The organism is Mycobacterium noviomagense, assembly GCF_010731635.1.
In the GTDB taxonomy this organism is placed as follows: Bacteria; Actinomycetota; Actinomycetes; order Mycobacteriales; family Mycobacteriaceae; genus Mycobacterium; species Mycobacterium noviomagense.
Window position 1 is genome coordinate 99,097 of record NZ_AP022583.1, and the last position, 20,930, is coordinate 120,026.

7 protein-coding genes are annotated in these 20,930 nt (G+C 68.0%); all 7 read right to left on the reverse strand.

Going from position 1 to position 20,930, the window contains the following annotated elements; genetic code table 11:
* Positions 1-12: 12 nt before the first annotated feature.
* Genes mbtG through G6N15_RS00375 form a run of 7 tightly spaced genes read right to left on the reverse strand, consistent with a single transcriptional unit; the run spans position 13 to position 20,930 of the window.
* A complete protein-coding gene (mbtG, locus tag G6N15_RS00345) occupies positions 13-1,314 on the reverse strand; it encodes an NADPH-dependent L-lysine N(6)-monooxygenase MbtG (RefSeq protein WP_083084504.1) in 1,302 nt (433 codons plus the stop codon).
* 19 nt (positions 1,315-1,333) lie between these two features.
* Positions 1,334-5,926, reverse strand: a complete 4,593-nt coding sequence (locus G6N15_RS00350) for a non-ribosomal peptide synthetase (RefSeq protein WP_232070316.1) — start codon at positions 5,924-5,926, stop codon at positions 1,334-1,336.
* Entirely contained in the window at positions 5,923-12,396 is a 6,474-nt protein-coding gene (locus G6N15_RS00355) for a non-ribosomal peptide synthetase (RefSeq protein ID WP_083084499.1), read from the reverse strand. Before G6N15_RS00355 ends, G6N15_RS00350 begins: the two co-directional genes overlap by 4 nt.
* A complete protein-coding gene (gene mbtD / locus G6N15_RS00360; protein WP_083084496.1) occupies positions 12,389-15,385 on the reverse strand; it encodes a mycobactin polyketide synthase MbtD in 2,997 nt (998 codons plus the stop codon). Before mbtD ends, G6N15_RS00355 begins: the two co-directional genes overlap by 8 nt.
* Positions 15,385-16,701, reverse strand: coding sequence for a beta-ketoacyl [acyl carrier protein] synthase domain-containing protein (locus G6N15_RS00365; RefSeq protein ID WP_083084493.1), 1,317 nt, complete (start codon positions 16,699-16,701; stop codon positions 15,385-15,387). The genes mbtD and G6N15_RS00365 overlap by 1 nt, the downstream gene beginning before the upstream one ends.
* Positions 16,694-17,458: a thioesterase II family protein gene (locus G6N15_RS00370; protein ID WP_139797675.1), complete on the reverse strand. Its 765-nt coding sequence runs from the start codon at positions 17,456-17,458 to the stop codon at positions 16,694-16,696. Before G6N15_RS00370 ends, G6N15_RS00365 begins: the two co-directional genes overlap by 8 nt.
* Complete coding sequence (locus G6N15_RS00375; protein ID WP_372506471.1) at positions 17,445-20,930, reverse strand: non-ribosomal peptide synthetase; 3,486 nt, start codon at positions 20,928-20,930, stop codon at positions 17,445-17,447. Before G6N15_RS00375 ends, G6N15_RS00370 begins: the two co-directional genes overlap by 14 nt.

Consider the following 20,930-nt stretch of genomic DNA (forward strand, 5'->3'; position numbering starts at 1 on the left):
CGGCCGTAGTCGTCACCGAAGGGATTGGTGCTCATCCCGCCTTTTGGCCGAGAGTTGGTGGGACGGGCTGCGCTGGGCGGCGACCATGGCACCGAGCACCCGGTCCGACAGGAGTCCCAGGCAGCTGAGGTTTGGGAAGCCGGGACCTTGGTTGAGCCCGGCGAGGTTGGGCAGGAACAGCTTTGGGGTGACGCCGGTGACGGAGAGGTCATATCCGATCGCTTCTTCGAGGCTTTCCCCGGTCAGCGGTCCACTCATGCCGAGTTCGAGCAGATCAAGCGCGTCCTGGCTGAACAGCGTCAAAAACCACAGCGGGTCGGCGCCGGATCCGTCGACGACCAGATCGAAACCGTGCACGGTTTCAAGGTTTTCGGAGCCTCGGTCGGTGCTCAGGGTCAACCGGATCTGCCCCTCGCGGCCTACCGCGTGCGCAACCCGCCCCCGCAGGTGCCGGATCCGGTCGTCGGCCAGCAGCGCCTCCTGCACGCTCGCCGAGAACACCCCGCGGTCGGTGCGGGCCACCGCGTCGCGGCGTTCCCGAAGCGTCAGCAGGCCCCAGTCGGTCGGGTCGGAGAACAGCGAGTTCTCGAAGAACCCTTCGCCGCGCGTGAACAGCGTCACCTGCGGCGAGATCACGGTGATCGTCGAAACCCGGTGCCGGAAAAGCTCGTTGAGGATCGACGCGGCAGTCTCGCCACCACCGATCACCGCCACCCGCTCGGCGCAGATGCGATCCGGTCCGGCAGCGCGGTGCCAAAACTGCGCGATCGAGAGCACTCGCGGATTGCCGGGCAATAGCGATTTTTCGGCTTGGCCCGGCCCGGTGATCATCAAAGCGTCGGCGTGCACCGTGGTTTCGTGGGTGCGCACCGCCCAGCGCTCGCCGTCGAGGCCGAGCCGTTCGACCTCGCCCTCGACGACCGTCATGCCGACTTGCTCGGCTACCCAGCGCAGGTACTGACCCCAGCGCCGGTGGGTAGGCGCGGGCCGGCCGCGGTCGATCCACGCCGCGAACTGTCCGGTGGCGATCAGATACGACTGCCAGCTGTAGCGCGTCATCTGCTCGTCGAGCTCGGCGTTGCGGCGGGGCACCAACGACGACCGGTACGGGAAGCCGACGTCTTTTTCCGGGCTGGTGCCAAGCCGTTGCGCGCCGTCGGTCCAGCCGCCACTGGCCTGCCAGTTGGCGGCGACCTCGGTGCGTTCGACGGCAACCACCTCAGGCGGTCGAATTCCCATGTCGCGCAAAGCCGATGCTTTGGCGGCGACCGCTACCGCCTTGGCTCCTGCGCCCAGCACCGCAAGCGTGGTCATATCGCCTCTCCTGTTGGGCTCATAGCGCACCGGCCAGCGTCGCCACTGCGTCGCACCACAGCGCCGCCAATTGGTCGGCCTCGTCTTCGGTGGTCAGCTGGTCGCTCCAGCGCCAGCTCGTCACCAGCTGCGGGCCCCCCGGAGCGGGATGCACCACGGGCACCACGTCGAAGGTGTAGCGCAGCGGCAGGTCCGGTTCGGGGGCGCGTGACAGCCACGCGTGCCGGGCGGGGTCGGTGACCAGCGTCCACGGCGCGGCTCCTTGCGGCTGCGGGCTGAGGTCGAGCCGGCCGACGTAGTTGAACTGCACCTGCGGGTGCGGTGCCGCGGCCAGTTCGGGGTCACGGCGCTGGTAGCGCAGCAGTCCGTAGTCGAGCCCGTTGTTGGGAACCGCCGCAATGCGTTCGGCGACCGCGCTTACCAGCTCCCGAGCGGCGGCAGGGTCGCGGCGTGCAGTGTCGAGATCGACCGGGCGCCCGGGGTAGCCAAGCCGGACGGGGAAGACAGTGGTGAACCATCCTGCAGTGTTCGACGTGTCCACTGCGCCTCCCGGAGCCCCGTTTTCCAAGAGCTCGTCTTCGCGTCCGTGGCCCTCCAGCGCCACCACCACTCCGTCGGCCAGCGGGTCGCCGCGGCGGAGCCGCCACGACGTCAGCGTCATCGATAGTGCGGCCAGCAGGAATTCGCGCACACCGGTGGCCGCACCGGCCGAGGCGGTCTTGTCCAGCATCAGCTGGGTGTCGGCGGGCTCGCTGCGGGCCGTGGTCAGCCGTAACGACGACCAGGTGTCACGGCGCGGGTCGGGCATCCGCGAGCCCAGCGCGGGGTCCGGCTCCCTCAGCTGCGCCAGCCAGTAGTCGCGTTGCGCCGCGACTTCCGGGTGTCGGCCCCGCTGGTCCAGCAGGCGGGCGAACTCGCGATAGGTGGTGTGTTCGCCTGGCAGAGCCGGGGTTTCGCCGTTACACAGCTGTTCCCAGCCGGCCGCCAAACCCGCCATGAGCACAAACCACGACACCGCGTCGGTGGCCAAGTGGTGCATGACCAGAAGCAGGCAGCCGCCGTCGAGGTCGTCGCACCACAGCGCCTGGACCATGACACCGGCGAACGGGTCGATGCGGTCGATCACCGCGTGGGCGTGCGCGTTGAGCGTGTCGTCGACCGGTCCACGCACCCGGGTGAGGATCTCGGCGGCCCGCACCACACCGCGCCGCCTAGTGGTCAGGCGGTAGCCGCCGTCGAGTACCTCCAGCCGGGCTCGCAGCATGTCGTGGCGGTCCAGTACCGCCTGCATCAGCGATTCCAGTTGCGCTCCATCGATATTCGGTGGCAGCGCTAACAGCGGCGCCTGGACGAACCGACGGAAGTTGCCGTACTCGTACATCCACGACACGATCGGAAGCGGAGTGACTTCACCGAACCGGTCGGGATCATCGGACGTCTCGGCGCGAGGCGCGCACTGGCCGGCATCGACTGCGGCGGCGAGCAATTCGATCGTCGGGTTGGCCAGCACCATTCGCGGTGTGACACCGAGGTGGCGGGTCTTGTTGGCCAGCGAAATCGCGACGATGCTGTCCATGCCGAGCTCGAAGAGGTCCTGCTGCACACCGGGGGCGGCGCCGTCGAACACCTCGGTCAACACGGCCGCCAGCATCCGTTCGGTGTCGGTGCGCGGCGCCGCCCCCGACTCCGGCGCATCGTCGGCCTTGGCGAGCAGCGCTTCGGTGTCGAGCTTTCCGTGCGGGGTCAACGGCATGGCGTCCACTGCCGCGATGCGCGCCGGCACCATGTAGGCGGGTAGCCGCTGCGCGGCCGCGGCGCGCACCGCCGAAACGTCCGGGGCAGCACCGGCGCGCCCGGTCACGAACCCGATCAAGCGGGTGCCGGTGGCGGTGCGCACCGGCACCACTGCCGCGCTGGCCACGTCCGGGTGCGCCGACAGCGCGGCCACCACCTCGGCGATCTCGATGCGGTAGCCGCGCACCTTCACCTGGTCGTCGCCGCGCCCGAGGTAGGCCAACTGCCCTGACGGCAGCCGGCGCACCAGATCGCCGGTGCGATACATCCGCTCGCCGGTGCGATACGGGTCTGCGACGAACGCCGCCGCCGTCGCTGCCGCCCGCCGGAGATAGCCACGGGTGAGCTGGTTCCCGGCGAGATACAGCTCTCCGGCGGCACCGTCGGGAACGGGGCGCAATGCCGAGTCGAGCACATAGGTGCGCATGCCGCGCACCGCTGTGCCGATGCTGACCATCGGTGAATCGGCGACATCGGCCACTACCGCCTCGACGGTGGTCTCGGTGGGGCCGTAGCAGTTGTACACCGCGCAGTGCGGCAGCGCCCGCAGTCGGGTCCAGTCGTCGGCGGCAATGGCCTCCCCGCCCAGCGCGAGCACGGTCAGCCGTGGCCGCCCCGGACGGTCGGCTGCCTGCGCCTCCAGCAGCCCGGCCGCGGCCAGCTGGGCGAACATCGACGGCGAGGTGTCGATCATGTCGATGGCCCAGCGGTCGATGCCGTCCACCAGCCGGGCGGCGTCGCGCATCTCCTCGCTGGTGAAAAGGTGCACGGCGTGGCCGTCGAGCAGCCCGACCAGCGGCTGCCACGACGCGTCGAAGCTCAGCGACCACGCGTGGGCGATGCGCAGTGGGCGGCCCAAAGCCTTTGCGGCGGGCCGGTATATGCGTTCGCGGTGGTCGGCGAAGTAGGACAGCAGGGCCCGATGGGTGCCGATGACGCCTTTGGGTTCTCCGGTCGAACCCGACGTGAAGATGACGTAGGCGGCGTTGTCCGGGTGTGCCCGCTCGGGCGGCGGGCCGTTGTCTTGGTCGGCGATCTCGGCGGCGACGGCGGGATCGTCGAGCACCAGCAGCTCGCCTGTGTGCGTGTATCGGCTGATGCGCGGCGTGCTCTGGCTGACGGTGAGGGTGAGCCGCGGTGCCGACTGCCGCAGGATCGACTCAATCCGGTTGGACGGCAAGTCGAGGTCGACAGGTACGTACGCGGCGCCGGCCTGCAGCACGGCCAGGATCGCGACCACCGAGGTGGGCGAGCGCGGAACGGCAAGGGCGACACGGGCTTCCGGCCCCACGCCGCGACGGGCCAACACTCGGGCCAAACGCGCAGCGGCGTCACTGAGCTCCGCATAGCTCAGCGCGCCGTCTTGTGAGGACAGCGCCACGGCGTCGGGTGTGGCGTCGGCCTGGCGACGGAACGCGGCGGCGACGGAGGTCGATGCGGCGCGGGGTGTTTCAACGGCGGGCGCGGCCAGCCGCGCCCGCTCGGTAGGCAGCAGCACGTCGAGACGGTCGACGCCAAGACCGCCGGCATGCGGCAGCTGGCGCAGCACGCTGAGTATCCGTTCGCCGTGGTCCGCGACGGACAGATGTGGTAAAGCCTCCGGCACCTCCTCGAGCATCACCATCAACTCATCCTCGGGCTTGCAGCTGACGACGGTCAGCGGGTAGTGCGCCAGGCTTTCTGCGCCCACCGGCCGGAACCGCACCCCGTCGTCGCTGACGACGGTTTCGGCGGTCGGTCCGATCGCGACGTTTTCGAAAACCAGCAGCGTGTCGAACAACGCTCCGCGCCCGGTGGCGCGCTGCAGTTGCGACAGCCCGACGAACCCGAGATCGCGCATAGCGGCGCTCTGCTGTTGCAGCGTCCGGCATTGCTCCAGAACCGTTGCCTGCGAGCCCAATTCCACCACCACGGGAACGGTGTTGATGAACAGCCCGACCATCGTCTCAACACCGGCCAGATCTTGCGGGCGGCCCGACACGACGGTGCCGAAAGCAACGTCACGGCGGTCGGTCAGCCGGCCCAACACCACCGCCCAGGCAAACTGCAGCGCGGTGTTCAGGGTCAGGCCATGCTCCCGCGTCCAGTCGGTCAACCGTGTCGTGGCCGCACGGTCCAGCGAGAGCGCGGTGCGCTGCGGAATCGCCATGCCGACCCGGGAGTGGCTGGTCTCCGCCAGCATCGTCGCGCTTCGCAACGGCGCGACATAGTCGGTCCAGCGCTGGATGGTCGCCGAAACGTCTTGGCGAGCAAGCCATCCGATGTAGTCGCGGTACGGCCGTGCCGACGGCAGCCCACCTGCATCGCCGCCGCACTGATAAACCGCGATGAGCTCGCGGAAGAACACCGACAACGACCACGCATCCATCAGGATGTGGTGAACGGTGAGGATCAGCCGGAACCCCTGGCCGGTGGCCGCAGAGGTGTGCAGCAGCAGACACCGCATCAGCGGACCCTCGGCGAGGTCGAAGTTGGTCAGCCGCTCGGCTTCCGCGATCGTTTCGAATTCGCTTGCGTCAGCGCTGCACTCACGCCACGGCAGCGTCACCTCGGCGGGGACGATCTGCACGGGGTGAGGAAGATCGCGGTCCCAGAACGATGCCCGCAGATTGGGGTGGCGCGCCAGCATCGCCTCGGCGCTGCGGCGCAGCCGGGCCACGTCGAGTGGGCCGTCGATGTCGGCGACGAACTGCATCGTGTACAGGTCGACGCCGTCGCCGGCGAGCGTGGCCAACGAGAAGAACCCTTGCTGCAGCGGGCTCAGCGCCAGGACGTCTTCGATTTCCGCGGCGCCCGTTTGCGCGTGGGTGGCGGTCACGGCTCGTCGCCCCTCGATGCCCACGCGGACGTCACGGCCGCGAGATCTTCCGCCGACAACCCCGATGCGCTCATCGGCTCGAACCGGGCATCGACCTCTTCCCTTTCGGGTTCCGCTGCACCCGCAGCATCGACCGCGGCGGCCAGCTGCTGCACCGTCGGGTTCTCGAACACCATGCGGGGGCTGACCCGCAGGCCGGCGGCGCGCGCCCGCGCCGCCAGCTGCACCGACAAGATGCTGTCCCCGCCCAGGGCGAAAAACTCGTCGAATCGCCCGACGTCGGTGGTCGACAGCACTTCGGCGAAGACCTTGGCGATCGCGGATTCCGTCTCAGTGCGTGGTGGTTCGCTACGGCCGGTCGTGCTGACCGCCGGCTTCGGCAACGCGGGCCGGTTCAGCTTGCCCGATTCGGTCTTGGGCATCGCGTCGAGCACTGTGATCGACGAGGGCACCTCGTAGCCGGGCAGCCTCGATACGACATGTGCGCGCACTTGTGCTGCAAATACCGATTTTTCGGCTTCGTCGGCGAGTGGCTGGTGCGGCACGACATAGCCGGCCAACGTGGTGCTGCCCTCGACGTCCCAGGTGCGCGCGGCCGCAGCCGCCACACCGTCTGCCGATTTCAGCGCGGCCTCGACCTCCCCGAGCTCGACCCGAAAGCCCCGCACCTTCACCTGGTGGTCGGTGCGCCCGACGAACTCCAAGCGGCCGTCTTGGGTCCATCGGGCCCGGTCACCGCTGCGGTAGAACCGTGCGCCCGGTTCGCCGGCATATGGGTTGGCCACAAACCGGGATGCGGTCAGGCCCGGCCGCTTCCAATACCCGCGGACCAGCTGGCCGCCGGCGTAGTACAGCTCACCGACCACGCCGACCGGCACCGGCTTGAGGCCGTCGTCCAGCACATAGACCTGCGAATCCGGTTGTGGCTTACCGAGAATCGGCACCGGCGGGCTCAGCGGCCCGCGTACCAACGCACCCGAGGTTTCGGTGGCGCCGAAGTTGTTCAGCAGTTCGGGGCCGTCGGGCCCGCCGCACGTAGCGAGCAAGCGCTCCTGCAGTGACACCGTCATCGGCTCGCCGCCGCACACCAGCCGGGTCAGCGACCGCAGTGTGTCAGGCCATTCGTCGACCAGGGTGGAGACCAGGCTGGGCACGGCGGTCACCTGTGCTATCGCGTGCCGGCGGATCAGAGTGGCCAGCGCTTCGGAGTCGCGGTGCGCGTCATCGTTGGCCAGGATCGTGGTGGCGCCCGCGGCCAGCCCGGCCAGGGTCTCCATGCAGCCTTCGAGGAACGTCATGGACGCCTGTGCCAGCCGAACGTCGTTGCCGTGTACCGGGTAGTGCCACAACTGCCAGTTCAGCCGGGTTGTCATCGCCCGGTGGGTGCCCACGACGCCCTTGGGCTTGCCGGTCGATCCGGAGGTGAACACCAGGTACATCGGATCTTCAGGGTGCGGCAGCGGCAGCCGGCGCCGCGGCGTTCCCGCATCCATTGCGGCCTGCACGGCGGGATCGTCGAGCGAAATCATTGACACCCCGGGAGCATCCGGCATGCTGTCGACCGCTTCGGTGGTCACGACAACCAGCTGGGGGTCGACGTCGTCGAGCATGAATTGCTTGCGTGCCAACGGGTAGGCGGGATCAAGCGGAAAGAATCCGGCGCCAGCCTTCATGATGCCCACCAGCGCAACCACCATGTCGATGCCGCGCCTGGTGGACAGGCCGACCAACGATCCTGGCCCGACCCCGTGATCGGCAAGCAGATAGGCGAAGTTGTCCGACCGGCGATGCAACGCAGGGAAATCGATCTGGTCGTCTCCGCAGCGCAACGCGATGCGCTCGGCGTCGAATGCCCGGGTCGGCTCGAGCAATTCGGGAATGGTCAGTGGTCGGTCGACCGGCGGCTGGCCGCCGCGGCTCCAGTCGGTCAGTATGCGCTCGCATTCGGCGGCGTCGATCAACTGCACGTCGCGTAACGTCGCATCGACGTCATCGGCGAACGCCTGGACGACCTTCGTGAGCCAGTCGGCGAACCGTTCAATGGTGGCCCGACGATACAGCTCGGTTCGGTAAATGATGTTTCCGTTGTATCCCGCATCCGTGCCGAAGAAGTTGACGCTCAAATCGGCGTGCGCGATGTCGAATGTCGGCTCCAGCAAGGTGAATACCGCGTTGCCGGCGGGGCCGGTGTCGATGACCCGCTCGGCGGGCAGCTGGTCTCGGACATGCACCACCACCTGGAACAGCGGATTGCGCGACAGCGAACGCACCGGGCTGACGGCATCCACCACCCGATCGAACGGCAAGTCCTGATGAGCGTAGGCACCCAGCGCCGTTTCCCGCGCCCGTCGGAGCACCTCACCCAGGCTCGGGTTTCCGGCCAAGTCATTGCGCAGCACCAAGATGTTGACGAAAAAGCCGACTAATTGGTCAAGTTCGGGTTCGGCGCGGTTAGCGATCGGTGTACCCAATGGAATAGCGACGCCGCCGCCGGTTTTGTGCAGCACCACCGCGACGGCTGACTGCAACAGCATGAACTCGGTGATGCCCAGCTCGCGGCTCAGCTCGGCGAGCTTGGCGCGGGTGTGCTTGTCGATGCCGAATTCGACGCAGTCCCCGACGCCGCTTGGTACCGGAGGGCGCGGAAAGTCCGACCGCAGCCCGGTGTCCTCGGGTAGCGCTTCCAGTTGCCGCGTCCAGTACTCGCGTTGTGCGCGGGCAGTGGGCTGGTCGTCGTCCAGCAGCGCGCCTTGCCACGCCGCGTAGTCGCCGTACTGCACCGGTAGCGGTGCCCACGACGGCTTTTGGCCGGCGCGGCGCGCCCGGTAGGCGGTGAGCAAGTCGGCGAACAGTACTCCGCCCGACCAGTGGTCGATGGCGATATGGTGCACCACCAACGACAGCACATGCTCCGGATTGGTCTGTGAGTCGGTGTGCAACAGCGCAACCCGAATCGGCCACTCGCGGTCAAGTTCGAAGCGGTACCGACGCTCGGCGTCGAGCTCGGCCTGCAGCCACTGCTCCCCTACGCCCGTCGCCTGTCGCACCGGCACCTCGGCCGCGGCGTTGGCCACCTGATATGGCACACCGTCGATTTCGGTGTAGGTGGTGCGAAGTATTTCGTGGCGTGCCACGAGGTCGCTGACCGCCGCGACCAGGGCGTCGACGTCACATGGACCGCTCATCCGCACGGCGTAGGGAACGTTGTTGACCTCGGTGGGGCCTTCGATCTGGTAGGCGAACCATGTTCGCAGCTGGGAGGCCGACAGCGGCAGCGGCCCGTCGTGGCTGGTGGCAACCAACTTCGGCCGCTCGAGGTTGGCGCCACCGGACTGCACTTCCTCGACACGTTCGGCCAGCCGGGCGACCGTCGCGAGTTCGAAGACGTCGCGGATGCCCAACTCCACGCCGCATTCGGACCGGATCGCCGCAACGAGTTTGGTCGCCAGCAGTGAATGCCCGCCGAGGTCGAAGAACGAGTCATCGACGCCGATACGGTCGCGGCCCAGGAGCCGGCTGAACTGCTGGGCGACGCGGCGTTCGGTCGCGGTGGTCGGCTCACGGTATTCGACTGACGCGGTGATCTGCGGTTGAGGCAAAGCATCTCGATCGATCTTGCCGTGGGTGGTGATCGGGATTGCGTCGAGCACCACATAGGCGGCCGGCGTCATGTAATCGGGCAGCGCGGCGGCCACCCGGGTGCGGACGCGCTCGACGTCGACGGTGTCCGGGCCGGCGCCGTCGGCCGGGGTGAGGTAGCCGACCAAGCTCTTGCCCAGCTGCGGCAGATCCGCGGCGACGACGACGGCCTGCCCGACGCTGGGGTCGACTGAGATCGCCGCGGCCACCTCACCGAGCTCGATGCGGAAACCGCGGATCTTGACCTGTTCGTCGGCGCGGCCGACGAACTCGATATCGCCGTCGGCGTTGCGCCGGGCCAGGTCCCCGGAGCGGTACAGCCGGCCCCCCGGATTGAATGGGTCGGCGACGAAGCGTTCCGCCGTGAGCGTCGGTCGGCGGTGATAGCCGTGTGCGACATGGCTTCCGCCGATGTAGATTTCGCCGATAACCCCAGGCGGCACCGGTTGCAGCGCACCGTCGAGCAGGTGCACCTGGGTGTTGATCTTGGGTCGGCCGATCGGCACGATCCGCGTACCTTGCGCGCCCTCGACCGGATAGCTGGTGGCGTTGACGACGGTCTCGGTGGGTCCGTAGAAGTTGTACAGCGACGCGTCGAAGGTGGCGTGGAACTTGTCGGCGATCTCGCCGGGCAGCGCCTCGCCGCCGATCGGCACCCGGCGCAGTGTGCGCCATTGGTTGACGCCGGGCAGTGACAGGAACAGCCCCAGCAACGAGGGCACGAAGTGCATCGAGGTGATGCCTTCGCGGTGCAGCAGGTCGGTCAGGTAGCCAATGTCGCGCAGGCCGTCTGGCCGCGGGATCACCAGGCGGGCACCGCAAATCAGCGTGCCGAAGATTTCACCGATCGACACGTCGAAGCTGGGCGAAGCCACCTGCAGCAGGCGCTCGCTCTCGTCGACCTGGTACTCCTCGCCGAACCAGACGAAATACTCGGCGATCGGCGCGTGCGGCACCGGAACGCCCTTGGGCAATCCCGTGGAACCGGAGGTATAGATCAGGTAGGCAGTGTTGTCGGGGCCAAGCGGTCGCACCAGCTCGGTGGGATTGCCCGGCGAGTAGCGCAGCAAATCCGTGACCGGTTCGCGCAGAACGAGTTTTGCGTCGGCGTCGCCGAGGATGAACGAGAGCCGGTCGTCGGGATACGTCGGGTCTATTGGCAGGTACACCGCACCGGCTTTGAGGACACCGAGCGCGGTGGTGACCAGCTCCGGTGACTTGTCGAGCAGCACCGCGACGCGGTCCTCGGTGCCGATGCCCTGGTCGATCAGCCAATGCGCCACCCGGTTTGCTTCTTCGTTGATCTCGCGGTAGCTGTAGTGGCGGCCTTCGTACACCACGGCGACGGCATCGGGGGTCATCGCGGCTCGCTCGGAAACCAACGCGGGCAACGTTGTCGGAGCTGTGGTGAACGCTTCCCCAGTCGAGAGGCGGCGCAGCCAGTCGGCGTCGGCGTCGCCGAGCATCGGTAGCCGCCACAGCGGAGCGTCGGGGTTGGCCAGCGCGCTGTCGAGCAGAACGATGTAGTGCTCGAGCATTTGGTGCGCCAGGGCGGTGTCAAGCACCTCGACCAGGTACTCGGCCTCGACCAGGGCGCCGTCGTCGGCGACTTCGATCATGAAATTCAGTGGAAGCTGGGTCAGCTGGCTGCGAAGCTCGCCGCGCTCGCATCGCACCCCGGGTGGGCAGAAGCCGGGGTTGTCGGCTTCCCGCATGCCGAAGCCGACCCGGGTCATTCGGTCGGCGCCGTGGCGGCGGTCGGGGTTGGATTCGCGCACCAGCCAGTCGAGGTTGACCCGCTGGTGCGCGAACGCGCCCACCGCCGTCTCGCGCGTCTGCTCCAACAGCTCACGAAATGTCTGCTGCGCCTGCGGCTGCGCCCGCAACACCACCGTGTTGCCGAAATACCCGATGACATCCTCGGTTCCGGCGCCGCGGTTCAGCACCGGGGCCGCAATCAAGAAATCGGTGGCATGCGTGTAGCGGTGCACCAGCCCGGCGAAGGCGGCGAGCAGCACCATGTAGGGAGTAGCACCGCTTTCACGGGCCAGCTCCGTCGCACGGCCGATGGTTGCCGGCGACAGGCGGGCCGTGGCGCGCTGCGAACGCCAGTTAGTCGGCACAGCTGACCCGTTCGGCCCGGGAAGTTCGAGCGGCTCAGGCAAATCCGAGATCAGCGAGCGCCAGTACGCGAGATCCTCGTCGAGATACCCGCCGCTGTCGCGGGGTGCCGGCAGCGGACCGGCCAGCGCGTGGGGGTCGGTGTAGGCGCGTGTCAGGTCGGCGAAGAACGGCGCCCACGATCCGTCGTCCCACGCGATGTGGTGAGCGGTCAGCAGCAGCATCAGCTCATCGGGACCCAGCCGCACCACGGTGATGCGCAGTGGGGCCTCCGTGGTCAAGTCGAACGGACGGCGAAACTCCCGCTGCGCCAGCACTTCCAGCCGCAACCGTTGCGCTTGTTCGGCAAGCCCGGACAGATCGTGCAGCGCCCAGCCGGGCCGCAAGTCGTCGTTGAGGACTAGATACGGCTCGCCGTCGTCACCAGTGTGGTAGGTGGTGCGCAGCAGCGGGTGGCGCTCGGCCACCGCGTCCAGCGCTTGATGCAACCTCGCCACGTCCACGGCCCCGGTGACGCGGTAGGACAGGCACACGCTGAGCAGCGCGCCGGTTGGGTCGATCGACTGCACGAACCACATCCGGCGCTGGCCGTCGGACATGTCAAGCTGTCCGTCGGATGAGTCCCCAGTGGAGAGCAGGCCTTGTGCGGCAAGCTTGCGGCGCAGCAACTCCAGGCGCTGCTCGCCGAGCCGGGTATCGGTGTCAGTCACGCGTCGAGTCAACCCTTTCCGCTCTCGTCACTTCGGCTCTCGGTGGCGGCGGTGCGGGTTGCCGCAGAGCTTCGACCAACTCGCTGCCGGTGATGCCGCCCAGCAGTCTGGCCAATGGAACCGAGCAACCGGTGAGACGACGCAGCCGCTTGCGCAGATCGAGCGCGAGCAGCGAGTCGATACCGAGGTCGACCAATGCCACACCCAGGTCGACCGATCCAGCATCCGAGACGCTCAGCGCCGCAGCCAGTTCGGTGCGCACCACCTCGTCGACCGGTCGGCCCGCGGTAGCGTTGCTCTCGGGTACCGGCTGTGCTTTGCTGCTCGCGGCAGTGAATGAGGTTGGCATGCTGTTAGTTTCGAAGAACACCTGCAACCGGTCGAAGTCCGCGGCCAGGATCAGCGGATCTCCCCGGTCGTCGCGCAGGCTTGCAACGATCGCCGCGTCGGGATTTATTGCGACCAAGCCCGATCGCTCGATGCGGGCGATCTCGCCGGGACCGCCGATCGTCGTGCCCTGCCACAGTCCCCACCGGATGGCCGTGCAGTCCAGGCCCTTGGCCCGCAACTGGCCGGCGAGCACGTCCAGCATCCGGTTGGCCGCCGCATATGCGGCATGCCCGTAGCCGCCCCATAGCCCAGACACCGACGAGCACAGCAGAATTCGGGCGTTTTCGCGCAGCGGCCACTGCTGCACCATCCGAGCCAGCCCAATGACTTTCGCGCCGAACACCGTTTCCAGGTCTGCGCCGGTGAGACGATCGTGCGGAGCGAACGTGGCCGTCCCGGCGGCGTGGACCAGCAACGACGCGCCGTCCCCGGCGTATTCCGCGGCGACAGCGGACAGCACCTTCGGGTTGGTGACGTCGCAGATCGGGGTGTGGAGTGCGACGGCGTGCTCGCCGGCCAGGCGGTCAAGCTCGTCGGAGCTTACGCCCTTGCGGCTCAACAGGGTTACACTGCGGGCGCCGTGTTCGATGCAATACCGCGCATAGTGGCGGCCGATGACTCCGTTGCCGCCGGTGATCACTACGTTGTCCAGCGCGGCTGCATCCAGAGGTCGCTCGGATGCGTCACGTTCGCGCAGCGTCCGGACATAGCAGCCACTGTCTCGCACAGCCACCTCGAGGGCATCGCCGAGTAGCACATCGACGGATGCCGGCGCGATGTCGGGGCTGATTTCCCAGCACGGCAGGTCAACATGGGCGAAGCGTTGATCCGGAAACTCGAACCCGACGCTGCGGTGCATGGCGGCCAATGCCGCTTGCGCCGGCAGCCCGGCCGGATCCCCGGCTGCGACCTGCTCGGCACCGGCCGTGACCAACCAGACGCTGCGACACCGCGGCCCGACGAGGCCCGCATAGCGCGGCAACGTCGGATGAGGCTGGCAAACCATGTGGGTCACGGCAACCGTCGCGTCGGGATCCATCAGAGCGGGAGCAATCACCACAGCGATCTCCGCCTCGTCGGGATCCGTCAGCTCACAATCAGGATGTGCGGCAATCGCTTCGACGAGCCGCTGCGGCAACGGAGTCTCGGCGAACGCGGGCTCGACAATCGCAATCCTGCGCGGACCGTCGTGGCTCGCACGAGACAGCGCATATGGGTGCCATTCCTCGTCGGCAACGGTGACCACCGAGCCCGGGGCCGACGGCAGCGGTTCCCGCCTGGCCCACAGGTGTACCGCCTTCATCGGGGCGTTCGGGAATCCCGGCAACGGCGAATGGCCGTCGACGCCGGCCACGTCGACCCACCGGTAGCCGCGGTCGGCTACCGCCATTGCCGCGAGATTCGCAGACAGCTGCTCGGCAACAGGCTGGTCGCGGCGTCCCGAGCCGACGATCACGGCCGACTCGTCCTTGACCAGATCGGCGAGCGAGGACAGCAGCGACGGGTGCGCAGACAATTCGACGAACGCATTAGCCCCGTGTTCCGCGGCTACGGCCACGGACTGGTCGAATCGGACGGTGCGACATAGGTTTGCACACCAGTAGTCGCCGAACTCGATGTCGGTGCCGACCACCTTGCCGCACGCTGAGCTGACGAACTGCACCGGCGCATCCAGAAACGCCGACCTGGGCAGCAGCTCCTCGAACACGCCTCGCAGCGGTTCCAGCGCACTGGTGTGCCCCGGATAGTCGACATCGATTGCGCGCGCAAAGATCCCCGTCTGCTCAGCCAACCGAACGAGACCCTCGACGGCGCCACGGTCTCCGGAAACCACGGTCGACGACGGTGCGTTGACGGCGGAGATTTCCAGCCACCCCGCCGTTTCGCTGATCAGCCGCTTCGCCTCGTCGACCGCCACACCTACCACTGCCATGCCGTACGGCCCGGCCAGGCGATCCACGACCGTAGCGCGGGCGGCGACAACCGCAACGGCGTCAGCCAACGTCATGGCACCGGCCCCGTAGGCCGCGGCAACCTCACCCAAACTGTGTCCCACCGTGATAGCGGGCAGAATTCCGTAGGACCGCCACACCTGCGCCAAGCTGACGCAGTGGGTGAACTGCGCTCCCTGGATTTCGGTTTGCGACCAATGGCGTGCAGTGCCGTCGACCAGATACGGCAGCGGCGACGGGTGCCCGGCCGCCACGAACGCCGCCGCGCAATTGTCGGCCTCGGCGCGGTAGGCCGGCAACTGGCGATAGGCCTCGGCGCCCATCGACGGCCACTGGTTGCCCTGGCCCGGACAGACGAACGCGACCCGCGGACGGTCGGTCAACGACGACGTGGCCACCAGCGGGTGCTCGTGGCCGTCAGCCAAGGCCCTGAGCCCAGCCGCCAACTCGGCGCGGTCGGCCGCGCGAATCACCGCGCGGTGCCGGCGTACTCGCCGAATCCGGAGCAAGGTGGCGGCGACCGCCGCCACGCTGGGTTCGCGATCCAGGTACTCGAGGACCGCCGCCGCATCGCGTGCAACCAACTCTTCGTCGTGCGCACTGAGCAGCACCGGGATGCGGCCGTCGGGAAGTGAATGGACTGACATCACGTCACCGCCGGTACCGACACGATCACGTGCGCATTGGTGCCGCTGATCCCGAATGCCGACACGCCGGCAAGCCGCTGCCCGTCCACCGCGGGCCACGGCGTCAGCTTCCGTGCCAGACGCAATCCTTGCCTGTCCCAGTCGATTTCGCGACTAGGTTCGTCCGCGTGCAGGGTGGCCGGGACAGCTCCGTGTTCGGCGGATACCAGAACTTTGGCCAGGCCCAGGCCGCCTGCGGCGGCCTGCGAGTGTCCTACGTTCGACTTCACGGATCCCAGCAACGCGCCCTTACCCGGTTCGGTGTCGCCGTAAGTCCGTGACAGCGACTGCAACTCGACGCGATCGCCGATCTGAGTGCCGGTGCCGTGTCCCTCGACCATCGCGACGTTCTCAGCCCGAAGTCCGGCCTGCGCAATCGCACGCCGAAACAGTTGGGTCTGCGCCACGGCGCTGGGAGCGCTGAGCCCCGTGCTTCGACCATCTTGGTTCACCGCGCTGGCCCGGATCTCGGCCACAATGCGCCGACCGTCCCGTAACGCTGCCGACTTGCGTTGCAGCACGAACATCGCTGCGCCTTCGGCCCAAACGGTCCCGCTGGGGTGTGCGCTGTACGGGCGGCAGTGCCCGTCGTCGGACAAGGCGTGCTGCTTGGAGAACTCGACGAAGTATCCGGGCGAGCCCATCACACACACCCCGCCCGTCAGTGCCATGTCGCAGTCACCGATCCGCAGCGACTGCACCGCGGTGTGCAACGCAGCCAACGCCGAAGAACAGGAACAGTCGACAGTCATCGCCGGCCCAGCCAAGCCCAGCGTGTACGCGATCCGACCGGACACCACGCTCAGCGCGGTCCCGGTGATCAGATGACCGCTGTGCCGGGAGAATTCGGCCATGTCGGGCCCGTAACCGGTTGGTGAGGCGCCGACATAGCAGCCGACGTTCTCCCCCGCCAGGTCGTCGGGATTGATGCCGCTGTTCTCCAGCGCACGCCAGGCAACCCGTAGCGCGACGCGCTGTTGCGGGTCCATCGTGGTGGCCTCACGCGGGGAGATGCCGAAGAATTCCGGGTCGAACGTTGCTGCGCCGGATAGGAATCCGCCGGAGTCGCGGATCGTCTTGAAGCCGTCGCGACCTGAGCCGGTGAGCAGTTCGCGCACCGGCCACCCGCGATCGGTGGGAAACGGGCCGAGCGCCTCCCGCTGTCCGGACAGCAACGCCCAATAGGCGTCCGCGGTGTCGATGTCGCCGGGCGCCTCAACGGCCATGCCGATGATGACGACCGGGTCGTCGAACGCAGCACACTGCTGGTCAGGCATCGGTGATGACCCGATTAGCCAGAGCGTCGAGGTGCTCGTTGACGTAGAAGTGGCCGCCGTCGAAGAACGACAACGTGAACGCGCCCTCGGTGTGGGCGGCCCATTCGCGAAGCGTGCGAATGTCGATGCGATGGTCATGCCGCCCACCGACAGCGTGGATGTCGGCGCGGATGCGCACGCCCTCGGGGCAGTGGTAGCGGTTGAGCGCCTGGTAGTCGCCGCGCGCAGCGGTCGTCAACAGTTCGGCGAACTCTGCATCGGCCAGCAGCCGCGGGTCGGTCCCGCCCAAATCGGTGAGATCGGCGAGCAATTCCGGGCCGGTGGTCGGCAGCTCAGGCAGATTGCCGACCGTCGACGGCACGGGCCCGGACGAAACCCACAGCTTTTGCACCGTGACGCCGCGGTTTTCGGCGATCCGAGCGAATTCGAAGGCGACGACCGCTCCCATGCTGTGCCCGAACAACCGTAACGGCGCGACGTGCTGCCACGGTGCAGTATCGAAAAGGTCGCGCGCCAAATCCTGCACGGTTTCGGGCGGCGGTTCGTTGATGCGTTCGGCTCGCTGGGGGTATTGCACGACGAACGTGTCGCCGCGGGCGGCCAAGGCTAGCGCCAACTTTCGGTAACTGGCCGCGGCGGCGCCGGCGTGGGGAAACACCACGGTGGCACCCACGCAACTCTGGGTTTTTTGACCCGGAAAGTGCTTGATCCAGGACGCGAACGCGCCCGGCATGCTGGCCACGTTATCGACGGTCATGTGCCATCTCGATTTCCGCCGATTGTGACAGGACTTCCTCGGCGTCCATGGCGGCGACTTCCAGGTAGATTTCGGCGACGGCATCCAGTCGTCGGCTGTCGTGCTCCCGACGGCTCAGTAAGCGGGCCAGCGCCGAAACGGTGCGGGCGGCGAACACGTCCGCGACCATGGCATGGGGTGCGTCCAACCAGGTTCGGATCCGGGCAACAGCTTGGGTGGCTAATACCGAATCCCCGCCCAGCGCAAAGAAATCGTCGTCGATCCCGACGTCCTCGACACCGAGCACCTCGCCGATGATCGCGGCCAACGCTGCCTCCACCGGCGTCGACGCCGCACGGCGGACGGGTTCGGCTGACCCGGCCATGCTGGCAGCCAGTTGGTCGGCGACAGCGCGCCGGTCGATCTTGCCGCCGTCGGTGAAAGGAATGCGCTCGACCAACGACAGATGGCGCGGAACCATATATGCTGGAACGGAATTCGCCATGCGCTCACGAATCCCGGCCGCGGTCAGCGACTCGTCGTCGACGTGCAGCGCGGCGGCCAGCACGTCCGAGCCTCCCGTCGTCGGTACCACGGCGGCGACGGCCGTGACCACCCCGGGCACCCGCCGCAACGCGGATTCCACCTCACCCAATTCGATCCGGTACCCGCTGATCTTGACGCGGTGATCGGCCCGGCCGACGAACTCCAGCGTGCCGTCCGGCCAGTAGCGCGCCAGGTCGCCGGTGCGATACCACCTGCGACCCCCGTGTTCGACGAAGCGCTCGGCGGTCAAGTCGGGTCGTCCGCGGTAACCCCTCGCAATACCGCGTCCGGAAATCCACAGTTCACCGGGCACCCAGTCGGGGCAGTCGTCACCAGAGCTATCCACCACTCGGCACTCGATGTTGGGGAACGGCGTGCCGTACGGCAGCGCAGCCCAATGCGGTGGCGGGTCGACGGTCTCGCAGATCGTGGCGTGCACCGCGGTTTCGGTCGCACCCCCCAGCCCGGCGAACCGCAGTTGCGGCGCTTCGGCTTTCAGCCGGCGGGCCAGCTCGGGCCGTACCCAGTCGCCGCCGGTCGCGACGACCCGCAGCGAAGACAACCGGCCACTACCGACCTCGAGCAGCATCTCCAGCCAGCCGGGCAGGAAGTTCAGCACCGTCACCTTGTGGGTGTCCATCAGCCTCGCCCAGCTGTCGGGGTCGCGGCGCTGCGCCTCGTCGACCACCACGATCGTCCCGCCCGCCCGCAGGGTCGCGAAGATGTCGAGCACGGACATGTCGCATTCCAGCGCGGAGAGCGCCAGGCACCGGTCGCTGGGGCCGATGTCGAAGTGGTCGGTGAGGAACTCGACGGTGTTCATGGCGCCGTCGTGGGTCATTTCCACGCCCTTGGGTTCTCCGGTGGAGCCCGAGGTGAACAGCACATAGGCCAGCTCGGTCGGTGCTGTTGGAAGCGGCTGACTTTCGCGGGAACCGCGCTGTAGCGCCTCGCCGACCGTGATCGCGGGAACGGGCAAGGGAGGCACGTGCTCGTCGCAGACCAGCGCCGCGCTCACCGCTCCGGTGTCCAGGATGCGCGCTGCCCGCTCTGCAGGTTGGTCGACGCCGATCGGCAGATAGACCGCGCCGGCGGCCAGGATGCCCAGGAGTGCGGGAATCTGCTCGGGACCCTTGGGTCCCAGCACAGCCACCGTGTCGCCAGGCTGGACGCCGGCCTCACGTAATGCGCCAGCCACCGCCAGCGCCTGGCTTCGCAGCTGCCCGTAGGTGAGGCAACCGGTATCGGCGTAGACCGCCGGCGCTTCGGGCCGCGCCTCGGCGCAACGAAAGAACCCGTCGTGCAACGCTTCCCCGCTGGGGGCGGCGGTGCGGGAGTTGTGGGCATCTCGCACTGCGCGCTGTTCAACCGGCAGCGCCGACGGTCCGGGCGCATCCCAGGCTTCGTCGCTGCCGGCCAACCGGGCCAGTTCGTCGATGTGGTGGGCGAACATCGCGTCGATGACGCCAGATGCAAAAGCCCCCTCGCGGACGTCCCAGTTCACCAAGACCCCGCCGCTGAATTCGGTGACCTGAGCGTCGAGCAACACCTGCGGGCCCTGCGACAAAAGCCACCCGGGTGTGCCGAAGGCTTCGGTGACCTCGAGCGCGAACAGCTCACCGAGCCCGAGCGCGCTGGTGAAGACCACCGGAGCCAGAACCTGGGCGCCACGATGCCGGCTGAGGTCGCGCAGCACCGCCAACCCGGGATAGGCCGAATGCGCGGCCGCCGTTTGCATGGCGTCTTGCATGGCGCACGCCCCCTGCGCCGGCGTGCCGGTGTGCGTCAGATCGATGTCGAGCAGCAGCGACGACGTGAAGTCACCGACCACCCGATCCACATCCGCGTGCAGAGGCTGCCGGCCGAAGAGCGGCACGTTCAGCAGGAACCGTGGGCTGGCCGACCAGCGCGCCAGCGTGTCGGCGAACGACGAGGCCACGGCCATCGCCGGGGTGATGCCGCGCGTGCGGGCCGCCGCGAATAGCGCCTCGCAGGTTGCCGGGTCCAGCCAGTGCCAGCGCCGGGTGCTCCGCGACATGTCGGGTGCCGGGGCCAGAGGCAGCCTCGGCGGGTCCGGCAACTCCGGGATGCGCTGGGCCCACCACTCGCGGTCGGCGTCGCGAGCCGGTTGGGGGGCGGCCTCCTGGCAGGCGATGGCCTGACGGTATTCCCGGTAGGTGTAGCGCAGCTCCGGCAGGTGTTGCCCTCGGTAGAGCGCCGCCAGGTCGGCCATCAGGGTGCGGTAGCTCATCGCGTCGGCGGCTTGCATGTCGAGGTCGACGTGCAGCCGCGACCGGTTTCCGGGCAGCAACGACAAGGTGAACTCGAGCACTTGGCCGTCGAGCTGCTGGTGCGACTTGGTCTCGCGGATGTCGCTGAGCCGGTGCTCGACGCCCTCGGGGTCGAGTTCGCGAAAGTCGTGTACGACGACGCCGAGCTGTCGGCCTGTATCGATGCGCTGCGTTCCGTCGGCCAGGAACTGCACCCGCAGCATCGGGTGGCGCGACGCCAAAGCGGCGGCAGCGGTGCGCAATCGTTCGGCATCGATAGGGCCGCAGTCGAATTCGACGTACAGGTGTGCGGCCACCCCGCCCAGCTCCTGGTTGTGCTGGCGGCCCACCCATATCGCGTGCTGCATCAGCGCGAGCGGAAACGCCTCGGCTGCGTCGGCGCTCGCCGCCACGTCGACATGCTCCGGCGTATCGGCGCTGCTTAACGCGCTGGACAGCAGGTCCCACCACGCCTCGATGGTGGGTGTGGCGGCCAGAGCGGCAAAGTCGATATCGGCGCCGCGGCGACGCCAGCGACCCGAGAGCGCCATCATTCGGATGGAATCAAGCCCCTGGCCGATCAGGTTGCCGGCAGGGTCGAGGGCGTGTGGGCTGATGCCGAGCAGTTCCGCGACTTCCGCACGGATGGCCTCGCGGCTCGCAGCAACACCCACCAC